The following is a 15,857-nucleotide window of genomic DNA, read 5'->3' as shown; positions in this document are numbered from 1 at the left end:
CCGACCCGCCATTGTCCGCGGCTCAGGCGGCGCGCAGGGAAATGAAGGCGTAGTCCAGAGGCGTTTCACTGACCACCTGGGCACCGGCGGCCTGGACCTGACCGGCGATATCGTCTCCGGACAGGTGAAAGCGCCAGGGCTGGCCCGGTGCTCCGGGTGGTGCAGCCTGGACCTGGTCGATGGCGTTAGCCAGGGCGCCCATGTCCGGCAGGTAAGCGGTGAAACCGTCGCCCTTGAGCGCTGTGGTGCGAATGCCCAGCAAGGCGCAAATGGCTTCCTTGGTGTGGATGTCGTCACGGTCGGCCTGGCGCGAGCGGCGGATCAGCTCGGCCAGCTCCTGATCCACCAGTTCATTCCCCAGAATCAGTTGCGGGCCCTGTTCCCAGGATTCCGGCGGGCATTCCTTGGCCTGCGGGTTGAGGGGAATGTGCGGATTGATTTCCATGGGGTAGATGCGGCACACCAGTGGCCGGCGCTGGTAGATGCGGCACAGCTGGTCTTCGTCAAGATTCCGGCAGGGGCCGACGTTGTAGGCGGCGAAGGTGATCGCCACATAGGCTTCGGTGGCGCCACTGCGGACCCGGCAGGAACGGCGTTCGGCGTGCTCGCGCTGCTGCATCGGCAGCCCCAGGCCATTGCCGAGGAAGGCTTCCACCAGAATGATCACCTGGCCGCCGTCGGCCGCCCAGTCGCGGGCTTCCAGCAGGGTCAGGGGCACGTGGTGATCGTTGCAGCATTTGCCGCAGCCGACGCAGGAAAACTGAGTGTTCATTGCACGAAGCGCCTTGTGGATCAGCAGGGGTCAGGTGGGAAAACCGTCATGGACGCTACCCGGGGCTATGCCGAAGCAAGTTATGCGCCATTCACCGGGCCTTGAGGGCCGGCCGGATCGAGTCCCACTCGCTGACCGCAGCCTGGCCGGTCTGCCTGTTGTACAGGCACAGTTCGATGCCCGATTGGGCGCGCATGTGTTTCTGCGGGTAGCGGCCTTGCAGCAACAGGGCGCTGACGCCGACCTGGTCGGGAAATTGCGCGATGGTTCCCACGGGTTTGGGGTTTTGCAGGCCGCTGGCCTGGGTACAGCTGATTCGGATGGCCTGCTCCAGGGCGGCCCAGGCATCGTCGCTGGAGGCGCTGGCCTGGCCGGTGAGGGTGGCCAGGCAGAGCAGGCACAGAGTCTTGGCGTTCATGGGGGCGGCTCCTTGGGGCGCAGGGGCTTTGGGATCGCCGGGGCTGATCCGGCCGTTCGCAGCCTTCGGCGGCAGCTACAGGATAGTGACCGGCGGATCAGTCGAGGGTTTCGTGACGCACGATGTACATGCCGACGCTTTCGTAGAGGCGCCGGGCCCCCAGGTTGCCTTCCAGTACCCGCAGATCGACGCAGCCTTCCCGGCGTTCGGCGAACAGGATGAAGGCTTGCTGCAGCAAGGCGCGCCCCAGGCCCTGGCCGCGCGCTCGGGGGTGTACCACCAGGTCCTTGATGTAGGCGCTGGTCCAGCACTGGGCGACGCCGATCACACCTTCGGCATCCCGGGCCACCAGGCACAGTTCGGGGTCGTATTCGGCATCGCTCTCGAAGGCCTGGCGCCAGCTGTCCAGCACCGGGACGTCGCCGCCACCGTCCTGGTAGCCCAGATGCATCAACTGATGCACAGCCTGCGCATGCTCGGGGCTGTAGTTGTGCACAGTGATGCCGGCAGGCCACTGCGGCGCTGCCAAAGGGGCAGTGAGATCGCGGCGCATCAACAAACAGTGGATCTGGCTCATGCTTCAGGCGCCCTGGGTGGCAATGGTCTTGGCTGCGTCGATCAGGCAGCGGGTCAGTTCTGGCGAGGAAAACTTGGTGAGCACGGCGTTGGCACCGGCCACACGGGCTTTCTCGCTGTTCATGGCGCTGTCCAGGGAGGTGTGCAGCAGCACGTAGAGATGGGCGAAGTCCGGGGTTTCCCGCAGGGTGCGGGTCAGGGCGTAGCCGTCCATCTCCGACATCTCGATGTCCGAGACGATCAGGTTGATCTCGTTGGCCGTGCCTTGCAGTTCCAGCAGGCAGTCGATGGCTTCCTTGGCGCTGCGGGCGGTGTGGCATTGCAGGCCGAGGTTGCGCAAGGTGTGTACCGATTGCTGCAGTGCCACCTGGCTGTCGTCCACCACCAGGATCCGCGCGTTGCCCAGGGCTTCGGCGTCTTCCATGCTCAGCTCGGTGGGCGCCATCTCGATCTGGGCCGGGGCGATGCCATGGATCACTTTCTCGATATCCAGTACCTGCACCAGGGTGCCGTCCACTTGGGTCACCCCGGTGATGTAGGACTTGAGGCCGCCGGAACCGAAGGGCGGTGGACGGATATCGGTGGTCAGGCAATGCACGATCTTGCTCACGGCCTGCACGTGCAGGCCCTGTTTGGAGCGGCTGACGTCAGTGACGATCAGGCAGCCGCTGTCGGGGTCGGCCAGGGGCCGCTCGCCGATGGCCCGGCTGAGGTCGATCACCGACAGCGAGTTGCCCCGCAGGGTGGCGATGCCTTTCACGTGGGGGTGGGATTCGGGCAGCTTGGTCAGCGGCGGGCAGGGAATGATCTCACTGACTTTAAGCAGGTTGATTGCCATCAGCTTGCCGCTGCGCAAGGTAAACAGCAGAAGCGATAGCGAATCTGCGCGGGCTTTGTTGGAGGACATAAAAACCTTCTCTGGAGAAAATTGGCTCGTGGCACGGGCCACGGACAACCATTGATAACGGGTTATCGACGTGTTCAGGGCTGGCTTTAGCGGTGTTCCCGCTTTCCGTCGGCGGCGCGACCCTGGCCGGCAAGCCGGCTCCTGCAGAGGGGCGGGGCGCTTTGTCGGCGCTGGCGTTTACCGCAGGCCCAGGCGCTTGGCCAGGCGGCTCAGGTTGGCCCTGTCCAAGCCTAGCTCACGGGCGGCGCTGGCCCAGTTGTGCTGGTGCCGCTCCAGGCAACTGCTGATCAGTTGGCGCTGGTAGTGGTCGGTGGCCTGGCGCAGGTCGCCGGCTACGGCAGGCATGGCCTGGGTTGCACCAGCAGGCTCGACGGGGGCGCTGGTTCTTTCGCTGGCCCGGGGCAGGTCCAGATCGCCGGCATCCAGGCTGAGGATCTTCGGTCGCTCGGGGTGGTTGCCCAGCGCTTTCAGAGCGCTGCGCCCGATCAAGTGCTCCAGCTCGCGAACGTTGCCCGGCCAGTGGTAGGCCAGCAGCGCCTGTTGCGCCTCAGCGCTCAGGCGCAGGCTGCCCAGGCCCATGCGCGAGCGGTTCTGTTCCAGGAAGTAGCCACTGAGCAGCAGCACATCGCGGCCGCGCTCGCGCAGTGCCGGCACCCGTAGGGGGTAGACGCTGAGACGGTGGTAGAAGTCGGCACGATAGCGGCCGTTGCGCACTTCTTCCGCCAGATCGCGGTTGGTGGCGGCAATCAGGCGCACGTCGACCCGATGCTCCTGGTCCGACCCCAGGCGTTGCAGTTGGCCGCTTTGCAGCACCCGCAGCAGTTTGGCCTGTACTGTCAGCGACAACTCGCCCACTTCATCGAGAAACAGCGTGCCGCCATTGGCCAGTTCGAATTTTCCCCGGCGATCCTGGGTGGCCCCGGTGAAGGCGCCGCGCACGTGGCCGAACAGCTCGCTCTCCACCAGGGTGTCGGGCAGGGCCGCGCAGTTGAGGCTTATGATCGGCTGCTCGGCCCGGGGCGAAGCCGCGTGGATAGCCTGGGCGACCAGTTCCTTGCCGACGCCGGTTTCTCCGGTGATCAGCACCGTCAGGTCGCTGCCGCCCACCAGCTTGATTTCCTCCAGCAAGCGTTTGTGGGCCTTGCTCTGGCCGATCATCTCGCGGTTCTGCCCACTGGCCTGGCGATAGACCTCGGCCCGCTGGTGCTCGTTTTCGGCGCGCTGGGCCAGGCGTTCGATGCGCTGGGCGGCGCTGACCGTTGCGGCGGCGAGGCTGGCGAAGGCTTGCAGGGCATCCAGCTCGATGGGTTCGAAGCGCTGCGGGTCCAGGGCATCGAGGGTCAGCAGGCCCCAGGGGCGCTCGTCGACGAACAGCGGGCAGCCCATGCAGTCATGCACTTCCAGGTGATCATCGAGCCCTTCCACCAGCCCGTCGTAGGGGTCGGGCAAGTCGCTGTCGCTGGCAAAGCGGGTCGGGCCCGGGCTGCCGAGCAGGGCGGCGAAGCGCGGATGCTCGCTGACCTTGAAACGGCGGCCCAGGGTGTCGGTGCTCAAGCCGTTGACCGCCAGGGGCACCAGCCACTCGCCATCCAGACGCAGCAGTGCGGTGGCATCGCAGGGCAGCAGGGCGCGCAGAGCTTCCAGCAGGCGGCGATAGCGCTCGCCTTCGGGCAGCTCGCGGGACAGGTCGGTGACCAGGGGAAGCAGGGCGGTGAGCAGAGATTTTGCAGTCATAATGACTCCGTGGTGTCTTAATGACTATAAAAGACAGAGTGTCTTTATGACTATATTTATTTTAAATTGTTGATATTTAACGTATTTATTTTTGGCACGAAAACTGATTAGGCATAGGAAACCTGCAAGCAGTCATAAAGTCCAGGAGTTGTCCTTATGCTAAGCGTTCAAGATCGTGCCATTATCAAAGCCACTGTGCCCCTGCTCGAAAGCGGCGGCGAAGCCCTGATTACCCACTTCTACCGGATGATGCTCTCCGAGTACCCGCAAGTGCGGCCACTGTTCAACCAGGCGCATCAGGCCAGCGGCGATCAGCCCCGGGCCTTGGCCAATGGTGTTCTGATGTATGCCCGGCACATCGACCAACTGGACCAGTTGGGGGACCTGGTGGCCAAGATCATCAACAAGCACGTCGCCTTGCAGATCCTTCCGGAACACTACCCCATCGTCGGCAGTTGCCTGCTGCGGGCCATTTCCGAAGTGCTGGGCAGCGAGATCGCCACCCAGGAAGTGATCGATGCCTGGGCCGCCGCCTATAACCAGCTGGCGGATATCCTGATCGGCGCCGAGGCGGCGATCTACGACGAGAAAGCCCAGGCGCCCGGCGGCTGGCGCGGTGCCCGTGAGTTCCGGCTGGTGCAGAAGGTGGAAGAAAGCGCGGAAATCACCTCCTTTTATTTCGAACCGCTGGACCAGGGGCCGATCCTCGCCGCTGAACCGGGGCAGTACATCGGTTTGCAGCTCTTTATAGGGGGCGAGGAAATCCGTCGTAACTACTCCCTCTCGGCACTTTCCAACCAGGGCCAGTACCGCATCAGCGTCAAGCGCGAAACCGGCGGCGTGGCCTCCAACTACCTGCATGACCAATGCCCGGTGGGCACCAGCGTCATGCTGTTCCCTCCTGCGGGGGAGTTCACCCTGGCGGCCAGCGACAAACCGCTGGTACTGATCAGCGGCGGGGTGGGCATCACTCCAACCCTGCCGATGCTGGAGGCGGCGCTGGCCACCGAGCGTCCGGTGCATTTCATCCACTGCGCCCGCAATGGCCAGGTGCATGCCTTTCGCAACTGGGTCGATGAACTGGCCCAACGGTATCCACAGCTCAAGCGCTTCTATTGCTACGCCGAGGATGACGGTGTCAGCCCGGCGGCGGACAAGCTGGGCATGCTGACCCGCGAGCAACTGGCCGAGTGGCTGCCGGAGCAACGCGACCTGGACGCCTACTTCCTCGGGCCCAAGGGCTTCATGGCCGCGATCAAGCGCCACCTGCAGGCCCTGGGCATTCCCGAGCAGCAGAGCCGCTATGAGTTCTTCGGTCCGGCAGCGGCCCTGGAATAACCACCCCGGCCGGCTCCCCTCGGGCGCCGGCCTTTTCTCTCTCCCCTTCGTTTCATGTTGCTCCGGTATTCGCTGATTTTCCCGAAACCGCCTTTATTCTCGGCGTATTTGGTATGGCGGTTAATCCACTCTTAACCTGCTTGTCGCTATTGTCCGCAACTGGCAAAGCGCCCGAAGCCGCGTTGCAGTGGCGCTGTACGTCCCTGCATTCAAAGGTCATGTTCAACGTGTAGACTTCCCGGCAGCCGGGTGTGCCTCTGCGAGCATTGGCCTGCACGCGATCGACGGGTTCATCGAAGACAATCTCGGTCTGCCGCCTCGGGTCTCGGGGGCAGGCTGAACACAACAGAAAAAGGAATAGGGATGAGTGACGACAGACTGGGTTTGGGACGCGAGCGGCGTTTCCTGGTGCTGCTGGGGATTATCTGCCTGGCACTGATCGGCGGAGCCCTGTACATGCAGGTGGTGCTGGGCGAGGCGCCGTGCCCGCTGTGCATCCTGCAGCGTTATGCCTTGCTGCTGATTGCACTGTTTGCCTTCATCGGCGCGGCCATGAGTTCGCGACGTGGGGTCACGGTCATGGAAACCCTGGTCGTCATCTGCGCCCTCGCCGGCGCGGGCGTGGCGGGGCACCATGTGTACACCCAGTTCTACCCCTCGGTGAGCTGTGGCATCGATGTACTGCAGCCGATTGTCGACAGCCTGCCGTTGGCCAAGATCTTCCCCCTGGGCTTTCAGGTGGACGGTTTCTGCTCCACGCCGTACCCGCCGATCCTGGGTCTGTCCCTGGCCCAGTGGGCGCTGGTGGCGTTCGTGCTGACGGTGATCCTGGTGCCTCTGGGTGTGGTGCGCAATCGCAAGAAAACCTACTGATTCGCCCGTAAAAGCCCCGGCTCCCCATGGGAGGGCCGGGGCTTTTTTGTGCCGTTCATTCGGCACCTGAAAAGTCCGTGATTTGCGGCAAGCGCAGGTGCGGCAAAAGTGCGACATGTTGTCACAGTGCCGCGGTCGCAGAGGGGCGGTTGAGTCGCTGCAACAGACTGCATTCTGGCGCGCTGGTTCAATGAGAGCCTGTCAGTTTGTGTACGCGAGCCTGTCGGCCGAGAACCATAGCCTGCTATCGATACAAATCTTCACAGCGCCCGTTTTACAAGGGGTGAAGCCTGATGGAAGGCGGCCCTCAGGGGGGATCGAGAGTCCTGGAAGGGGGGTGTTTCAGGTCCTTTTTGGGGCTTTTTGTTGCAAATGAAAATCGCTATGATTGCGATCCTTCGCAACAATCATGAGGGATTGTTGCGCCATGGGATAAAAATTATTTCGGGATAAGACATGGTTTATAAAACGCGACATATCTACAATCGCCCGCACTGAATTTCCGACGCTGCTCAACCCTGAGCACACGAGGACGGTCGAGGGGCGGATAGAGCGCTCCATGCGACTGCGGGTGTCGGCGCCTTCCAAACTTCCGCACCAAATGGAATTGGTCTGTAACAAGGCCTTTGACCACGAGATCGAATAAGAACCACTGCTAGCCCGGGATGTGTCGTTGAGCGCTTAACGCAACGGGCAGGCCCTTATTCAATTGAAGAAAAATGCCAACCCTTGGCAGGGTGAAGTGTTGGCGATCAAAACCCAACTGCATTGCGCAAGCTGCTTTAGAGGTCGTGAGATGAGTAAAAACAGGTACCCCAGATTACTAGGCTTATTGCCGCTGCTCGGCATGTTAATGCTGGGAGGCTGCAAGTGGACCTTGCTCGATCCCAAGGGTCAGGTCGGTCTGGATGAACGAAACCTGATCATCACGGCAACCATCCTGATGCTGCTGGTGGTTGTGCCGGTCATCATCATGACCTTCGCCTTCGCCTGGAAATACCGCGCCTCCAACAAGGACGCGACCTACGCGCCGAAGTGGTCCCACTCCACCAAGATCGAGATCGCGGTGTGGCTGGTTCCGGTGCTCATCATCATTGCCCTGGGTTATGTCACCTACAAGTCGACCCACGCCCTGGACCCGTACCGTCCGCTGGATTCCGACGTCAAGCCAGTGACCATCGAAGTGGTCGCCATGGACTGGAAGTGGCTGTTCATCTATCCCGACCAAGGGATCGCCACCGTCAACAAGATCGTTTTCCCGGCCCATACCCCGGTGAACTTCCGCGTGACCTCCGACACCGTGATGAACTCGTTCTTCATCCCGGGCCTGGGCGGCCAGATCTACGCGATGGCGGGCATGACCACCAAGCTGCACCTGATTGCCAACCAGAACACCGAACTTGAAGGTATCTCCGCCAACTACAGCGGCGCGGGTTTCACCGGCATGAAGTTCAAAGCAATCGCTACCAGTCAGGAAGATTTCGACGCCTGGGTAAACGAAGTCAAGAAGGCACCTAAACAGCTGGACACCGCTGAATACGAAGCTCTTTCCAAGCCAAGCCAGAACAATCCTGTAGAGCTCTACTCCGCCTACGCGCCAAACCTGTTCCAGACCGTCATCGACAAGTATGAAGGCATGAAACCGGGTAAGCCGCTCAAGCACGAGAAGAAAGAAAAGGAAGTGGCCGCAACGGAAGGGATGGACGTGAGTTCGCATTCAGCTGCCGGGGCAGAGGAGTAAACGATGTTTGGTAAATTAAGTCTGGAAGCGATTCCGTTCCACGAGCCGATTGTCATGGTCACCGTTGCCATGATTCTGCTCGGTGGCGTGGCGCTGTTCGCGGCAATCACCTACTTCAAGAAGTGGACCTATCTGTGGACCGAGTGGCTGACGTCCGTCGACCACAAGAAAATCGGTGTGATGTACATCATCGTCGCCATGGTCATGCTGCTGCGTGGTTTTGCCGACGCCATCATGATGCGTACCCAGCTGGCCATGGCCACCGAGGGTTCGCCTGGCTACCTGCCACCTGAACACTATGACCAGATCTTCACCGCTCACGGTGTGATCATGATCATCTTCATGGCGATGCCATTCTTCACCGGCCTGATGAACCTTGTCGTGCCGCTGCAGATCGGCGCGCGTGACGTGGCCTATCCGTTCCTCAACTCCCTGAGCTTCTGGCTGCTGGTATCGGGCGTGGTGCTGATCAACCTGTCCCTGGGCGTTGGCGAATTCGCCAAGACCGGCTGGGTTGCCTATCCGCCGCTGTCGGGCCTGCAATACAGTCCGGGCGTGGGTGTGGACTACTACATCTGGGCGCTACAGCTATCAGGGCTGGGGACAACGCTGACGGGGGTCAACTTCCTGGCCACCGTGCTGAAAATGCGTACCCCGGGCATGAAGATGATGGACATGCCGATCTTCACCTGGACCTGCACCTGGGCCAACGTGCTGATCGTGGCTTCGTTCCCGATCCTCACCGCTACCCTGGCACTGCTGACGCTTGACCGTTACATGGATTTCCACATTTTCACCAATGAACTTGGTGGCAATCCAATGATGTACGTGAACCTGTTCTGGGCCTGGGGTCACCCCGAGGTGTACATCCTGATCCTGCCGGCGTTCGGTATCTTCTCCGAAGTGATCTCGACCTTCTCCGGCAAGCGCCTGTTCGGCCACCATTCGATGATCTACGCTTCCGGCGCGATCTCGGTACTGGGCTTCATGGTTTGGCTGCACCACTTCTTCACCATGGGTTCGGGGGCCAGCGTCAACGCCTTCTTCGGCCTGGCGACGATGCTGATCTCGATTCCGACGGGGGTGAAGCTGTTCAACTGGCTGTTCACCATCTACCACGGCCGTCTGCGCATCACCAGCCAGGTTCTGTGGACCCTGGGCTTCATGGTGACCTTCGCCATCGGCGGCATGACTGGCGTACTGCTGGCCATTCCGGGTGCCGACTTCGTTCTGCACAACAGCCTGTTCGTGATCGCTCACTTCCACAACGTGATCATCGGCGGCGCGGTATTCGGCTACATCGCCGGCTTCAGCTTCTACTTCCCGAAAGCCTTCGGCTTCAAGCTGCATGAAGGTTGGGGCAAGGCTGCGTTCTGGTTCTGGATCTCCGGCTTCTTCGTCGCGTTCATGCCGCTCTATGCACTGGGCTTCATGGGCATGACCCGTCGTCTGAACGCCACCACCAACCCTGAGTGGGTGCCGTACCTGTACGTCGCCATGGTAGGTGCGGTGATGATCGCCGTGGGTATCGCCTGCCAGCTGATCCAGCTGTACGTCAGCGTGCGTGACCGCAAGCAGAACATGTGTGTATCCGGCGACCCTTGGAACGCCCACACCCTGGAATGGTCGACCTCGTCGCCACCTCCGTTCTACAACTTCGCGGTACTGCCGAAAGCCGAAGGCATCGATCCGTTCACCGAAGCCAAGGAAAACGGCACTGCCTACGCGCAGCCTGGCCGCTACCAGCCGATCCACATGCCCAACAACACCGCTACCGGTCTGGTCATGGGTGCTCTGCTGACCGTGTTCGGTTTCGCCATGATCTGGCACATCTGGTGGCTGGCCATCGCAAGCCTGGCCGGCACCGTGATCTATTTCGCGATCCACGCTGCCCGTGATGATCAAGGCTACATGGTGCCGGTCGAAACGATCGAGCGCATCGAAGCCGAACAGCACAAGCGTCTGGTATCGGAGAACAAGATCCCGGCTACCCGTGTTGAAACCTCGTTGGAACAGGCTTAATCCATGTCGAACTTAGTGACCAATGCTGGACACGCCCATGTCGATGACCATGGGCACGATGACCATCACCACGACTCGGGCGAGATGACCGTATTCGGTTTCTGGCTCTACCTGATGACCGACTGCATTCTGTTTGCGTCGATCTTCGCGGTATACGCGGTACTGGTTAACAACGTAGCGGGTGGCCCGTCGGGCCACGACATCTTCGAACTGCCATACGTACTGGGTGAAACCGCCCTGCTGCTGTTCAGTTCGATCACCTACGGCTTCGCCATGCTGGCGTTCTTCCGGGGCAACAAGAAGCAGGTACTGGGCTGGCTGGCCATGACCTTCCTGTTTGGCCTGGGCTTCATCGGCATGGAGATCAACGAGTTCCACCTGCTGATCTCCGAAGGCTATGGCCCTAGCCGTTCCGGCTTCCTGTCCGGGTTCTTCACCCTGGTCGGTACCCACGGTCTGCACGTGACCAGCGGTCTGATCTGGATGGCGATCATGATGTACCAGGTGCAGAAAAACGGCCTGACGGCGACCAACAAGACCCGTCTGAGCTGCCTGAGCCTGTTCTGGCACTTCCTGGACGTGGTGTGGATCTGCGTATTCACCGTTGTTTACCTGATGGGGACTATGTAAATGGCCAACACACACTCCCACGACGAAGCCGGTCACGGCAGCGTCAAGTCCTACGCCATCGGCTTCATCCTGTCGGTCATCCTGACACTGATCCCGTTCGGCCTGGTGATGTACCCATCGCTGCCCAAAGACGTGACCCTGTGGATCGTCCTGGCGTTCGCAGTCATCCAGGTGCTGGTGCACCTGGTGTACTTCCTGCACCTGGACCGTTCCGAAGCACAGCGCAACAACGTGGTGGCGTTCATCTTCGCCGCGTTGGTCATTGTTCTGCTGGTTGGTCTGTCGTTGTGGATCATGTTCAGCATCCACACCGTCATGATGGCGAAGTGAGGTAAACCCGATGTCGCTCAAGCACTTTATCCAAATCACCAAACCGGGGATCATTTTCGGTAACGTGCTTTCTGTGGCAGGCGGGTTCTTCCTGGCCTCGAAAGGGCATGTCGATCTGGCCATTTTCCTGGCCGCCATGATCGGCACCTCGCTGGTGGTAGCGTCCGGTTGCGTGTTCAACAACTGCATCGACCGTGACATCGACCTGAAGATGGAGCGCACCAAGAACCGCGTGCTGGTCCAGGGCCTGATTTCCCTGGAAGTGGCACTGGTCTACGCCTCTATCCTCGGTGTCGCCGGCGTCGCCCTGCTGTACTACGTGGCCAACCCGTTGGCCGCGTTGTTCGCGGTAATCGGCTTTGTCATCTACGTCGGCTTCTACAGCCTGTACCTCAAGCGCAAGTCGGTTCACGGCACGCTGGTGGGCAGTCTGTCCGGGGCCATGCCGCCAGTGATCGGCTATGTCGCGGTCAGCAACAGCTTCGACATGGCTGCGCTGACCCTGCTGGTGATGTTCAGCCTGTGGCAGATGCCGCATTCCTACGCTATCGCGATCTTCCGCTTCAACGATTACCTGGCCGCATCGATTCCGGTGCTGCCAGTGAAGCGTGGCATCCGCGTGGCCAAGAAGCACATCCTGCTCTACATCCTGGCATTCCTGGTGGCGACCCTGATGCTGACCTTCAGCGGTTACGCCGGCATGAGCTACCTGGCGGTAGCGGCGGCCATGGGCATGTACTGGTTGTACATGGCCTGGACCGGCTACAAGGCAGTGGATGACACCGTGTGGGCGCGCAAGCTCTTCGTGTTCTCGATCTTCACCATCACCGCGCTGAGCGTGATGATGTCGGTGGATTTCAAGGCCCCGACCGAGCTCCTGCTGACCTACGCACACTAAGCTGTCCAGGCCACAGGAAAAGCCCCGCCTTCGCAAGAAGCGCGGGGCTTTTTTCATTGCGCTGGGTTGATGGTCACATCATTTAAAGTTTTTCGGCCCGAAGGCCTGGCCTGGCCGGGTAAAATGCGCCGTTCGTGGATAGAACCTGAGTGGATGCAATGGAAAACCGTATTGAACTGTACGACTCGAAGGCGCGCTATGGCGTCATCAGTCGCGGACTGCACTGGGCCATGGCCCTGGCCTTTGCCTGGATCTACAGCACCACCAGTGCGCATTACCTGCTGGCCGATTCGGCCCTGGACAAGTTCCTCTGGCCGACCCACAAGCAAGTCGGCCTGCTGTTGATGGCCCTGCTGCTGGTGCGTGTGGTCTGGAGCCTGTTGAACCGTCATCGCCGGCCGCCGAGCCTCAACCTTGCAGCAACCCTGGGGCATGGGCTGCTGTATGCCGGAATGTTTGCCATTCCGTTTCTCGGCCTGTTGCGTCAGTACGGCTCGGGTCGCGCCTTTTCCGCCTTCGGTCTGCCGGTAATGAACGGCTTCGACGGGCCAAAGATCCAGTGGATGACCGAGCTGGGCAACAATTTCCACAGCCTCCTGGGCTGGACCCTGCTGGTGCTGATCGTCGGCCATGTGGCGGCGCTGATCCTGCACTGCATCAAGGGCCAGGGGCATATTCTGCGGCGCATGGCCGGCAGTGCACGCTCGGCGTGAGCCGCGCACCCGAACACGGAAAAGCCCCGCCTTCGAGAGACGCGCGGGGTATTTTATTGAGAGCCCTTGCGTGGGCTGCCCAACTATTCAAATGACCCAACTCATGCAGGAAGCAGAATGATGAAGAAAACAGCGGTTATCGTGTTCAGCGGCGGACAGGATTCGACAACCTGTCTGATCCACGCCTTGCCGCTCTATGACGAAGTGCACTGCATTACGTTCGACTATGGCCAGCGGCACCACGCGGAAATCGAGACCGCGCAGCGGCTATCCAAGCAGTTGGGGGCGACCGTGCACAAAGTGCTGGACGCTTCGTTGCTCAACGAACTGGCGATCAGCAGCCTCACTCGGGACAACATTCCGGTGCCCACGGTGAACAGTTCAGGCGAGAGCTTGCCCAGCACCTTTGTACCCGGAAGAAATATCCTGTTCCTTACCCTGGCCTCTATCTACGCCTATCAGGTAAAAGCGGAGACCGTGATTACCGGAGTGTGCGAGACCGATTTCTCGGGTTACCCCGATTGCCGCGATGAATTTGTAAAGGCATTGAACAAGGCCCTTGAACTGGGCATGGAGTACAAGTTGCGCCTCGAGACTCCACTGATGTGGCTGAACAAGGCAGAAACCTGGGCTCTGGCGGACTACCACAATCAACTGGAGCTGGTTCGCGAGCAAACCCTGACTTGCTACAACGGCATCATGGGCAGTGGCTGCGCCAACTGCGACGCCTGCAATCTGCGGGCAAAAGGCTTGAACGCTTATCTGGAGAACAAGACGCAAGTCATGGATAGCCTGAAGAGCAAGATGGGTCTGAAGTGAGGATTTGAGCCGCTTGCTGCCCTTGGAGCCCAACACTGAACCTGCCTGGCAGATAGGTGTTGAGCTCCGGCGTCGCTCTACAAACAGCGATCGATCATTTTGCCTGGCTATCCGTTATGTATCTCTTGAACAGTGATCGTGCGCCATAGGCGGGCAATATATTGAAGAATGCAAAACAGACCTTGATTGCGATCTGAACATAAATCATGTTCAGGATGTCGTTGTTTTGCATGGATCCATAGAATGCGATGTAGCAAAACACGAAGCTGTCGATGATGACCGCAAACAAGGTGCTGAGGAATATCCGCAGAAATAGGAATCTAGAATTTGTGAGTTCCTTTATCTTGCACAGCAAATATGAGTTTATGTTTTCAGAAACAAGGAAGGAAACGGAAGACGCTACGAGTACAGACGACACCTGGATAATAACGTCGTTATAAGGTGTATCGAGTTTCCAGCCTGGCAGTCCGGGGAGAAAAGTGGACGCGTAGAGCAGGATGATGATCATGGCGTTGCTTGCAAATGCAAACAGAATGGCTCTTCTGGCGAGCCTGAGTCCGAAGTTCTCGTTCAGCAGGTCAACGATCAGGAATGTCAGAGGGTACAGAAAGGTGCCGGGGGTAATAATGATGTCGAGGGATTCAAGGTAGATCGGCTTTGTTGCAGCGATGCTGGTGAAAATATAAAAGGTAAAGAGCAGCAGGTTGAGGATGATGTAGATCATCCATGAGTTTTCATTGCGGTCGTTCAAGTCGTATGCAGTAAGTGTTCCTCCTTGGGAGTAGAACTTTTTATACAGGTTTTTAACTTCCATTTTGTTTAAGTTATCCATTATTTCGCTGTTCACTACTTCGCTCAGCTTTATTTTTATGACCTTGCCGGTGTCGATGATCATGATCACGGCCAGGTTTTTATTGTTCTCAAACCCCAGAAGCTTGTACTTGCTGTTCTCGATATCACCTTCATAGGCAGTCATTGAAGCGTTCCTCAATGATATCGCCGACGACAGATATACGATCTGGGTCGAAGACGACCTCGTTCATGATCAGCAGTTTCCTGGTCTGTTTGTCGTAAGCCAGTTTTTCCTTTTCATCGGTGATCGTCCCCTTTTGCACGATCAGCAGGTCGCCGACCTCATACATGCCCTTGATATCGTTTTCCAGGCGCACGGCTATCAAGTTAGAGGATGTACCGAAGTAGTAGGTCAATGGGAAACAAGTGGCGAGTTCGCCAATACGTTTATCCATGTTGGCCATCAACTGGCTTTCCTTGAGGATCGGAACAGCAGCCGGGTTCATGTTCCCTTGCGGGGAAATGCTGCTTTCGATGATCTCCTTCTCTTCAAAGTCGACGGTTTCTATTTCCTCATAGGAAATACCGAAGAAGTCGGAGATTTTTCGAATGGTGGACTGCTGGACGTTGCTGACCTTGCCTTCCAGGATGTTGTATATGGTTGTTCTGGTCAGGCCACTGGCGTTGCATAAAGACAGTTGTGTCTCTCCGCGACTTTTAATCAGGTATTTGATATTGCTTTTTAAATACTCTGTTCTTTCTCTTCTGTGCATCAAATGCCTCACCATTTCCTTATAGTCGTAATGCATCGAATTTTTTAGCGTTCACATCGCGCATGACATCGATTGCCTGGTGCCAATAGCGGGATCACTGTGGCAGAAGCCTGTCAGTTGCTTGTGTGTTGTCTGGTAATTCGCTAGTGCTCCTTTAGCCAGCCTGTATCCGTCCTGGGATACTTCGCTACGGGGACTGTGGGCGATCAAGTCGCTGAGAGGGGCCGGTTTGCACAGGGCCGCAACGGACAAGTGTTGCATGCGTCAGCCATGACAATAAAGCCCCAGGGGTTGGGCATTATCACTCTCGCCCTGAGGCTTGCACCGGCAAGGTTGCGCCGATGTCTTTTCACCTCAAAAAAGAAGCATTTAACTTTGAAGATGTTTAATTTTTTGATTAATTCTGTTACGCCTTATACAGTCTTGACCCAGGGCCCGGATCAGCCCGATTCAAACCAACGAACGTAAAACCCAGGAAGCACGCCCTCGTTCGTGGCGCGCAGCACTCAAGGAAGGGGCAC

General features: G+C 59.0%; 16 protein-coding genes. 9 read left to right on the top strand and 7 right to left on the bottom strand.

Annotated features, from left to right (window positions below):
* Positions 1 to 22 precede the first annotated feature (22 nt).
* The 5 genes from AC1RMG_RS16550 to norR all read right to left on the bottom strand — a co-directional run bounded on the left by AC1RMG_RS16550 (position 23) and on the right by norR (position 4,407).
* Positions 23 to 772, bottom strand: coding sequence for a YkgJ family cysteine cluster protein (locus tag AC1RMG_RS16550; RefSeq protein WP_011063294.1), 750 nt, complete (start codon positions 770 to 772; stop codon positions 23 to 25).
* Positions 773 to 863: 91 nt separating this feature from the next.
* Complete coding sequence (locus AC1RMG_RS16545) at positions 864 to 1,190, bottom strand: hypothetical protein (protein WP_123472942.1); 327 nt, start codon at positions 1,188 to 1,190, stop codon at positions 864 to 866.
* A gap of 97 nt (positions 1,191 to 1,287) precedes the next feature.
* Entirely contained in the window at positions 1,288 to 1,767 is a 480-nt protein-coding gene (locus AC1RMG_RS16540) for a GNAT family N-acetyltransferase (protein ID WP_015636918.1), read from the bottom strand.
* 3 nt (positions 1,768 to 1,770) lie between these two features.
* Positions 1,771 to 2,673 carry a chemotaxis protein gene (locus tag AC1RMG_RS16535; RefSeq protein WP_065365220.1) on the bottom strand — a complete coding sequence of 301 codons (903 nt, stop codon included), beginning with the start codon at positions 2,671 to 2,673 and terminating at the stop codon, positions 1,771 to 1,773.
* 177 nt (positions 2,674 to 2,850) lie between these two features.
* Positions 2,851 to 4,407 carry a nitric oxide reductase transcriptional regulator NorR gene (gene norR, locus AC1RMG_RS16530; RefSeq protein WP_072450916.1) on the bottom strand — a complete coding sequence of 519 codons (1,557 nt, stop codon included), beginning with the start codon at positions 4,405 to 4,407 and terminating at the stop codon, positions 2,851 to 2,853.
* A gap of 156 nt (positions 4,408 to 4,563) precedes the next feature.
* Here norR and hmpA point away from each other — a divergent pair, with 156 nt between their 5' ends.
* From hmpA to queC, 9 genes are all read left to right on the top strand, one after another.
* On the top strand, positions 4,564 to 5,745 hold the full coding sequence (gene hmpA, locus AC1RMG_RS16525; RefSeq protein WP_019093704.1) for an NO-inducible flavohemoprotein: 1,182 nt from the start codon (positions 4,564 to 4,566) through the stop codon (positions 5,743 to 5,745).
* A gap of 363 nt (positions 5,746 to 6,108) precedes the next feature.
* Complete coding sequence (locus AC1RMG_RS16520) at positions 6,109 to 6,618, top strand: disulfide bond formation protein B (protein WP_011063288.1); 510 nt, start codon at positions 6,109 to 6,111, stop codon at positions 6,616 to 6,618.
* Positions 6,619 to 7,414: 796 nt separating this feature from the next.
* Entirely contained in the window at positions 7,415 to 8,359 is a 945-nt protein-coding gene (gene cyoA / locus AC1RMG_RS16515) for a ubiquinol oxidase subunit II (RefSeq protein ID WP_011063287.1), read from the top strand.
* A gap of 3 nt (positions 8,360 to 8,362) precedes the next feature.
* A complete protein-coding gene (cyoB, locus tag AC1RMG_RS16510; protein ID WP_011063286.1) occupies positions 8,363 to 10,381 on the top strand; it encodes a cytochrome o ubiquinol oxidase subunit I in 2,019 nt (672 codons plus the stop codon).
* 3 nt (positions 10,382 to 10,384) lie between these two features.
* The gene (locus AC1RMG_RS16505) at positions 10,385 to 11,011 is read left to right on the top strand and encodes a cytochrome o ubiquinol oxidase subunit III (protein WP_011063285.1); all 627 of its coding nucleotides are present in this window, start codon (positions 10,385 to 10,387) and stop codon (positions 11,009 to 11,011) included.
* On the top strand, positions 11,012 to 11,341 hold the full coding sequence (gene cyoD, locus AC1RMG_RS16500) for a cytochrome o ubiquinol oxidase subunit IV (protein WP_011063284.1): 330 nt from the start codon (positions 11,012 to 11,014) through the stop codon (positions 11,339 to 11,341).
* Between the two features lie 10 nt (positions 11,342 to 11,351).
* On the top strand, positions 11,352 to 12,239 hold the full coding sequence (gene cyoE, locus AC1RMG_RS16495) for a heme o synthase (RefSeq protein WP_011063283.1): 888 nt from the start codon (positions 11,352 to 11,354) through the stop codon (positions 12,237 to 12,239).
* 158 nt (positions 12,240 to 12,397) lie between these two features.
* Positions 12,398 to 12,952: a cytochrome b gene (locus AC1RMG_RS16490; protein WP_019093706.1), complete on the top strand. Its 555-nt coding sequence runs from the start codon at positions 12,398 to 12,400 to the stop codon at positions 12,950 to 12,952.
* Positions 12,953 to 13,072: 120 nt separating this feature from the next.
* Positions 13,073 to 13,771 carry a 7-cyano-7-deazaguanine synthase QueC gene (queC, locus tag AC1RMG_RS16485; RefSeq protein WP_011063281.1) on the top strand — a complete coding sequence of 233 codons (699 nt, stop codon included), beginning with the start codon at positions 13,073 to 13,075 and terminating at the stop codon, positions 13,769 to 13,771.
* A gap of 94 nt (positions 13,772 to 13,865) precedes the next feature.
* On the opposite strand, the gene AC1RMG_RS16480 is transcribed toward queC, so the two are convergent.
* Both AC1RMG_RS16480 and AC1RMG_RS16475 read right to left on the bottom strand, forming a co-directional pair.
* Complete coding sequence (locus AC1RMG_RS16480; protein ID WP_015636913.1) at positions 13,866 to 14,747, bottom strand: queuosine precursor transporter; 882 nt, start codon at positions 14,745 to 14,747, stop codon at positions 13,866 to 13,868.
* Complete coding sequence (locus tag AC1RMG_RS16475) at positions 14,734 to 15,336, bottom strand: helix-turn-helix transcriptional regulator (protein ID WP_041120706.1); 603 nt, start codon at positions 15,334 to 15,336, stop codon at positions 14,734 to 14,736. Before AC1RMG_RS16475 ends, AC1RMG_RS16480 begins: the two co-directional genes overlap by 14 nt.
* Between the last annotated feature and the right edge of the window lie 521 nt (positions 15,337 to 15,857).

Source organism: Pseudomonas sp. GW822-FHT04H02 (genome assembly GCF_058800645.1).
Note: the sequence above shows the minus strand (reverse complement) of the source record. Positions and strands in the feature narration are given on the sequence as shown.

What these genes read in the sequence shown, in the direction of transcription:
- AC1RMG_RS16550 (WP_011063294.1), bottom strand. Translation starts at nt 772, where the DNA reads ATGAACACTCAGTTTTCCTGCGTCGGCTGCGGCAAATGCTGCAACGAT.
- AC1RMG_RS16545 (WP_123472942.1), bottom strand. Translation starts at nt 1,190, where the DNA reads ATGAACGCCAAGACTCTGTGCCTGCTCTGCCTGGCCACCCTCACCGGC.
- AC1RMG_RS16540 (WP_015636918.1), bottom strand. Translation starts at nt 1,767, where the DNA reads ATGAGCCAGATCCACTGTTTGTTGATGCGCCGCGATCTCACTGCCCCT.
- AC1RMG_RS16535 (WP_065365220.1), bottom strand. Translation starts at nt 2,673, where the DNA reads ATGTCCTCCAACAAAGCCCGCGCAGATTCGCTATCGCTTCTGCTGTTT.
- norR (WP_072450916.1), bottom strand. Translation starts at nt 4,407, where the DNA reads ATGACTGCAAAATCTCTGCTCACCGCCCTGCTTCCCCTGGTCACCGAC.
- hmpA (WP_019093704.1), top strand. Translation starts at nt 4,564, where the DNA reads ATGCTAAGCGTTCAAGATCGTGCCATTATCAAAGCCACTGTGCCCCTG.
- AC1RMG_RS16520 (WP_011063288.1), top strand. Translation starts at nt 6,109, where the DNA reads ATGAGTGACGACAGACTGGGTTTGGGACGCGAGCGGCGTTTCCTGGTG.
- cyoA (WP_011063287.1), top strand. Translation starts at nt 7,415, where the DNA reads ATGAGTAAAAACAGGTACCCCAGATTACTAGGCTTATTGCCGCTGCTC.
- cyoB (WP_011063286.1), top strand. Translation starts at nt 8,363, where the DNA reads ATGTTTGGTAAATTAAGTCTGGAAGCGATTCCGTTCCACGAGCCGATT.
- AC1RMG_RS16505 (WP_011063285.1), top strand. Translation starts at nt 10,385, where the DNA reads ATGTCGAACTTAGTGACCAATGCTGGACACGCCCATGTCGATGACCAT.
- cyoD (WP_011063284.1), top strand. Translation starts at nt 11,012, where the DNA reads ATGGCCAACACACACTCCCACGACGAAGCCGGTCACGGCAGCGTCAAG.
- cyoE (WP_011063283.1), top strand. Translation starts at nt 11,352, where the DNA reads ATGTCGCTCAAGCACTTTATCCAAATCACCAAACCGGGGATCATTTTC.
- AC1RMG_RS16490 (WP_019093706.1), top strand. Translation starts at nt 12,398, where the DNA reads ATGGAAAACCGTATTGAACTGTACGACTCGAAGGCGCGCTATGGCGTC.
- queC (WP_011063281.1), top strand. Translation starts at nt 13,073, where the DNA reads ATGAAGAAAACAGCGGTTATCGTGTTCAGCGGCGGACAGGATTCGACA.
- AC1RMG_RS16480 (WP_015636913.1), bottom strand. Translation starts at nt 14,747, where the DNA reads ATGACTGCCTATGAAGGTGATATCGAGAACAGCAAGTACAAGCTTCTG.
- AC1RMG_RS16475 (WP_041120706.1), bottom strand. Translation starts at nt 15,336, where the DNA reads ATGCACAGAAGAGAAAGAACAGAGTATTTAAAAAGCAATATCAAATAC.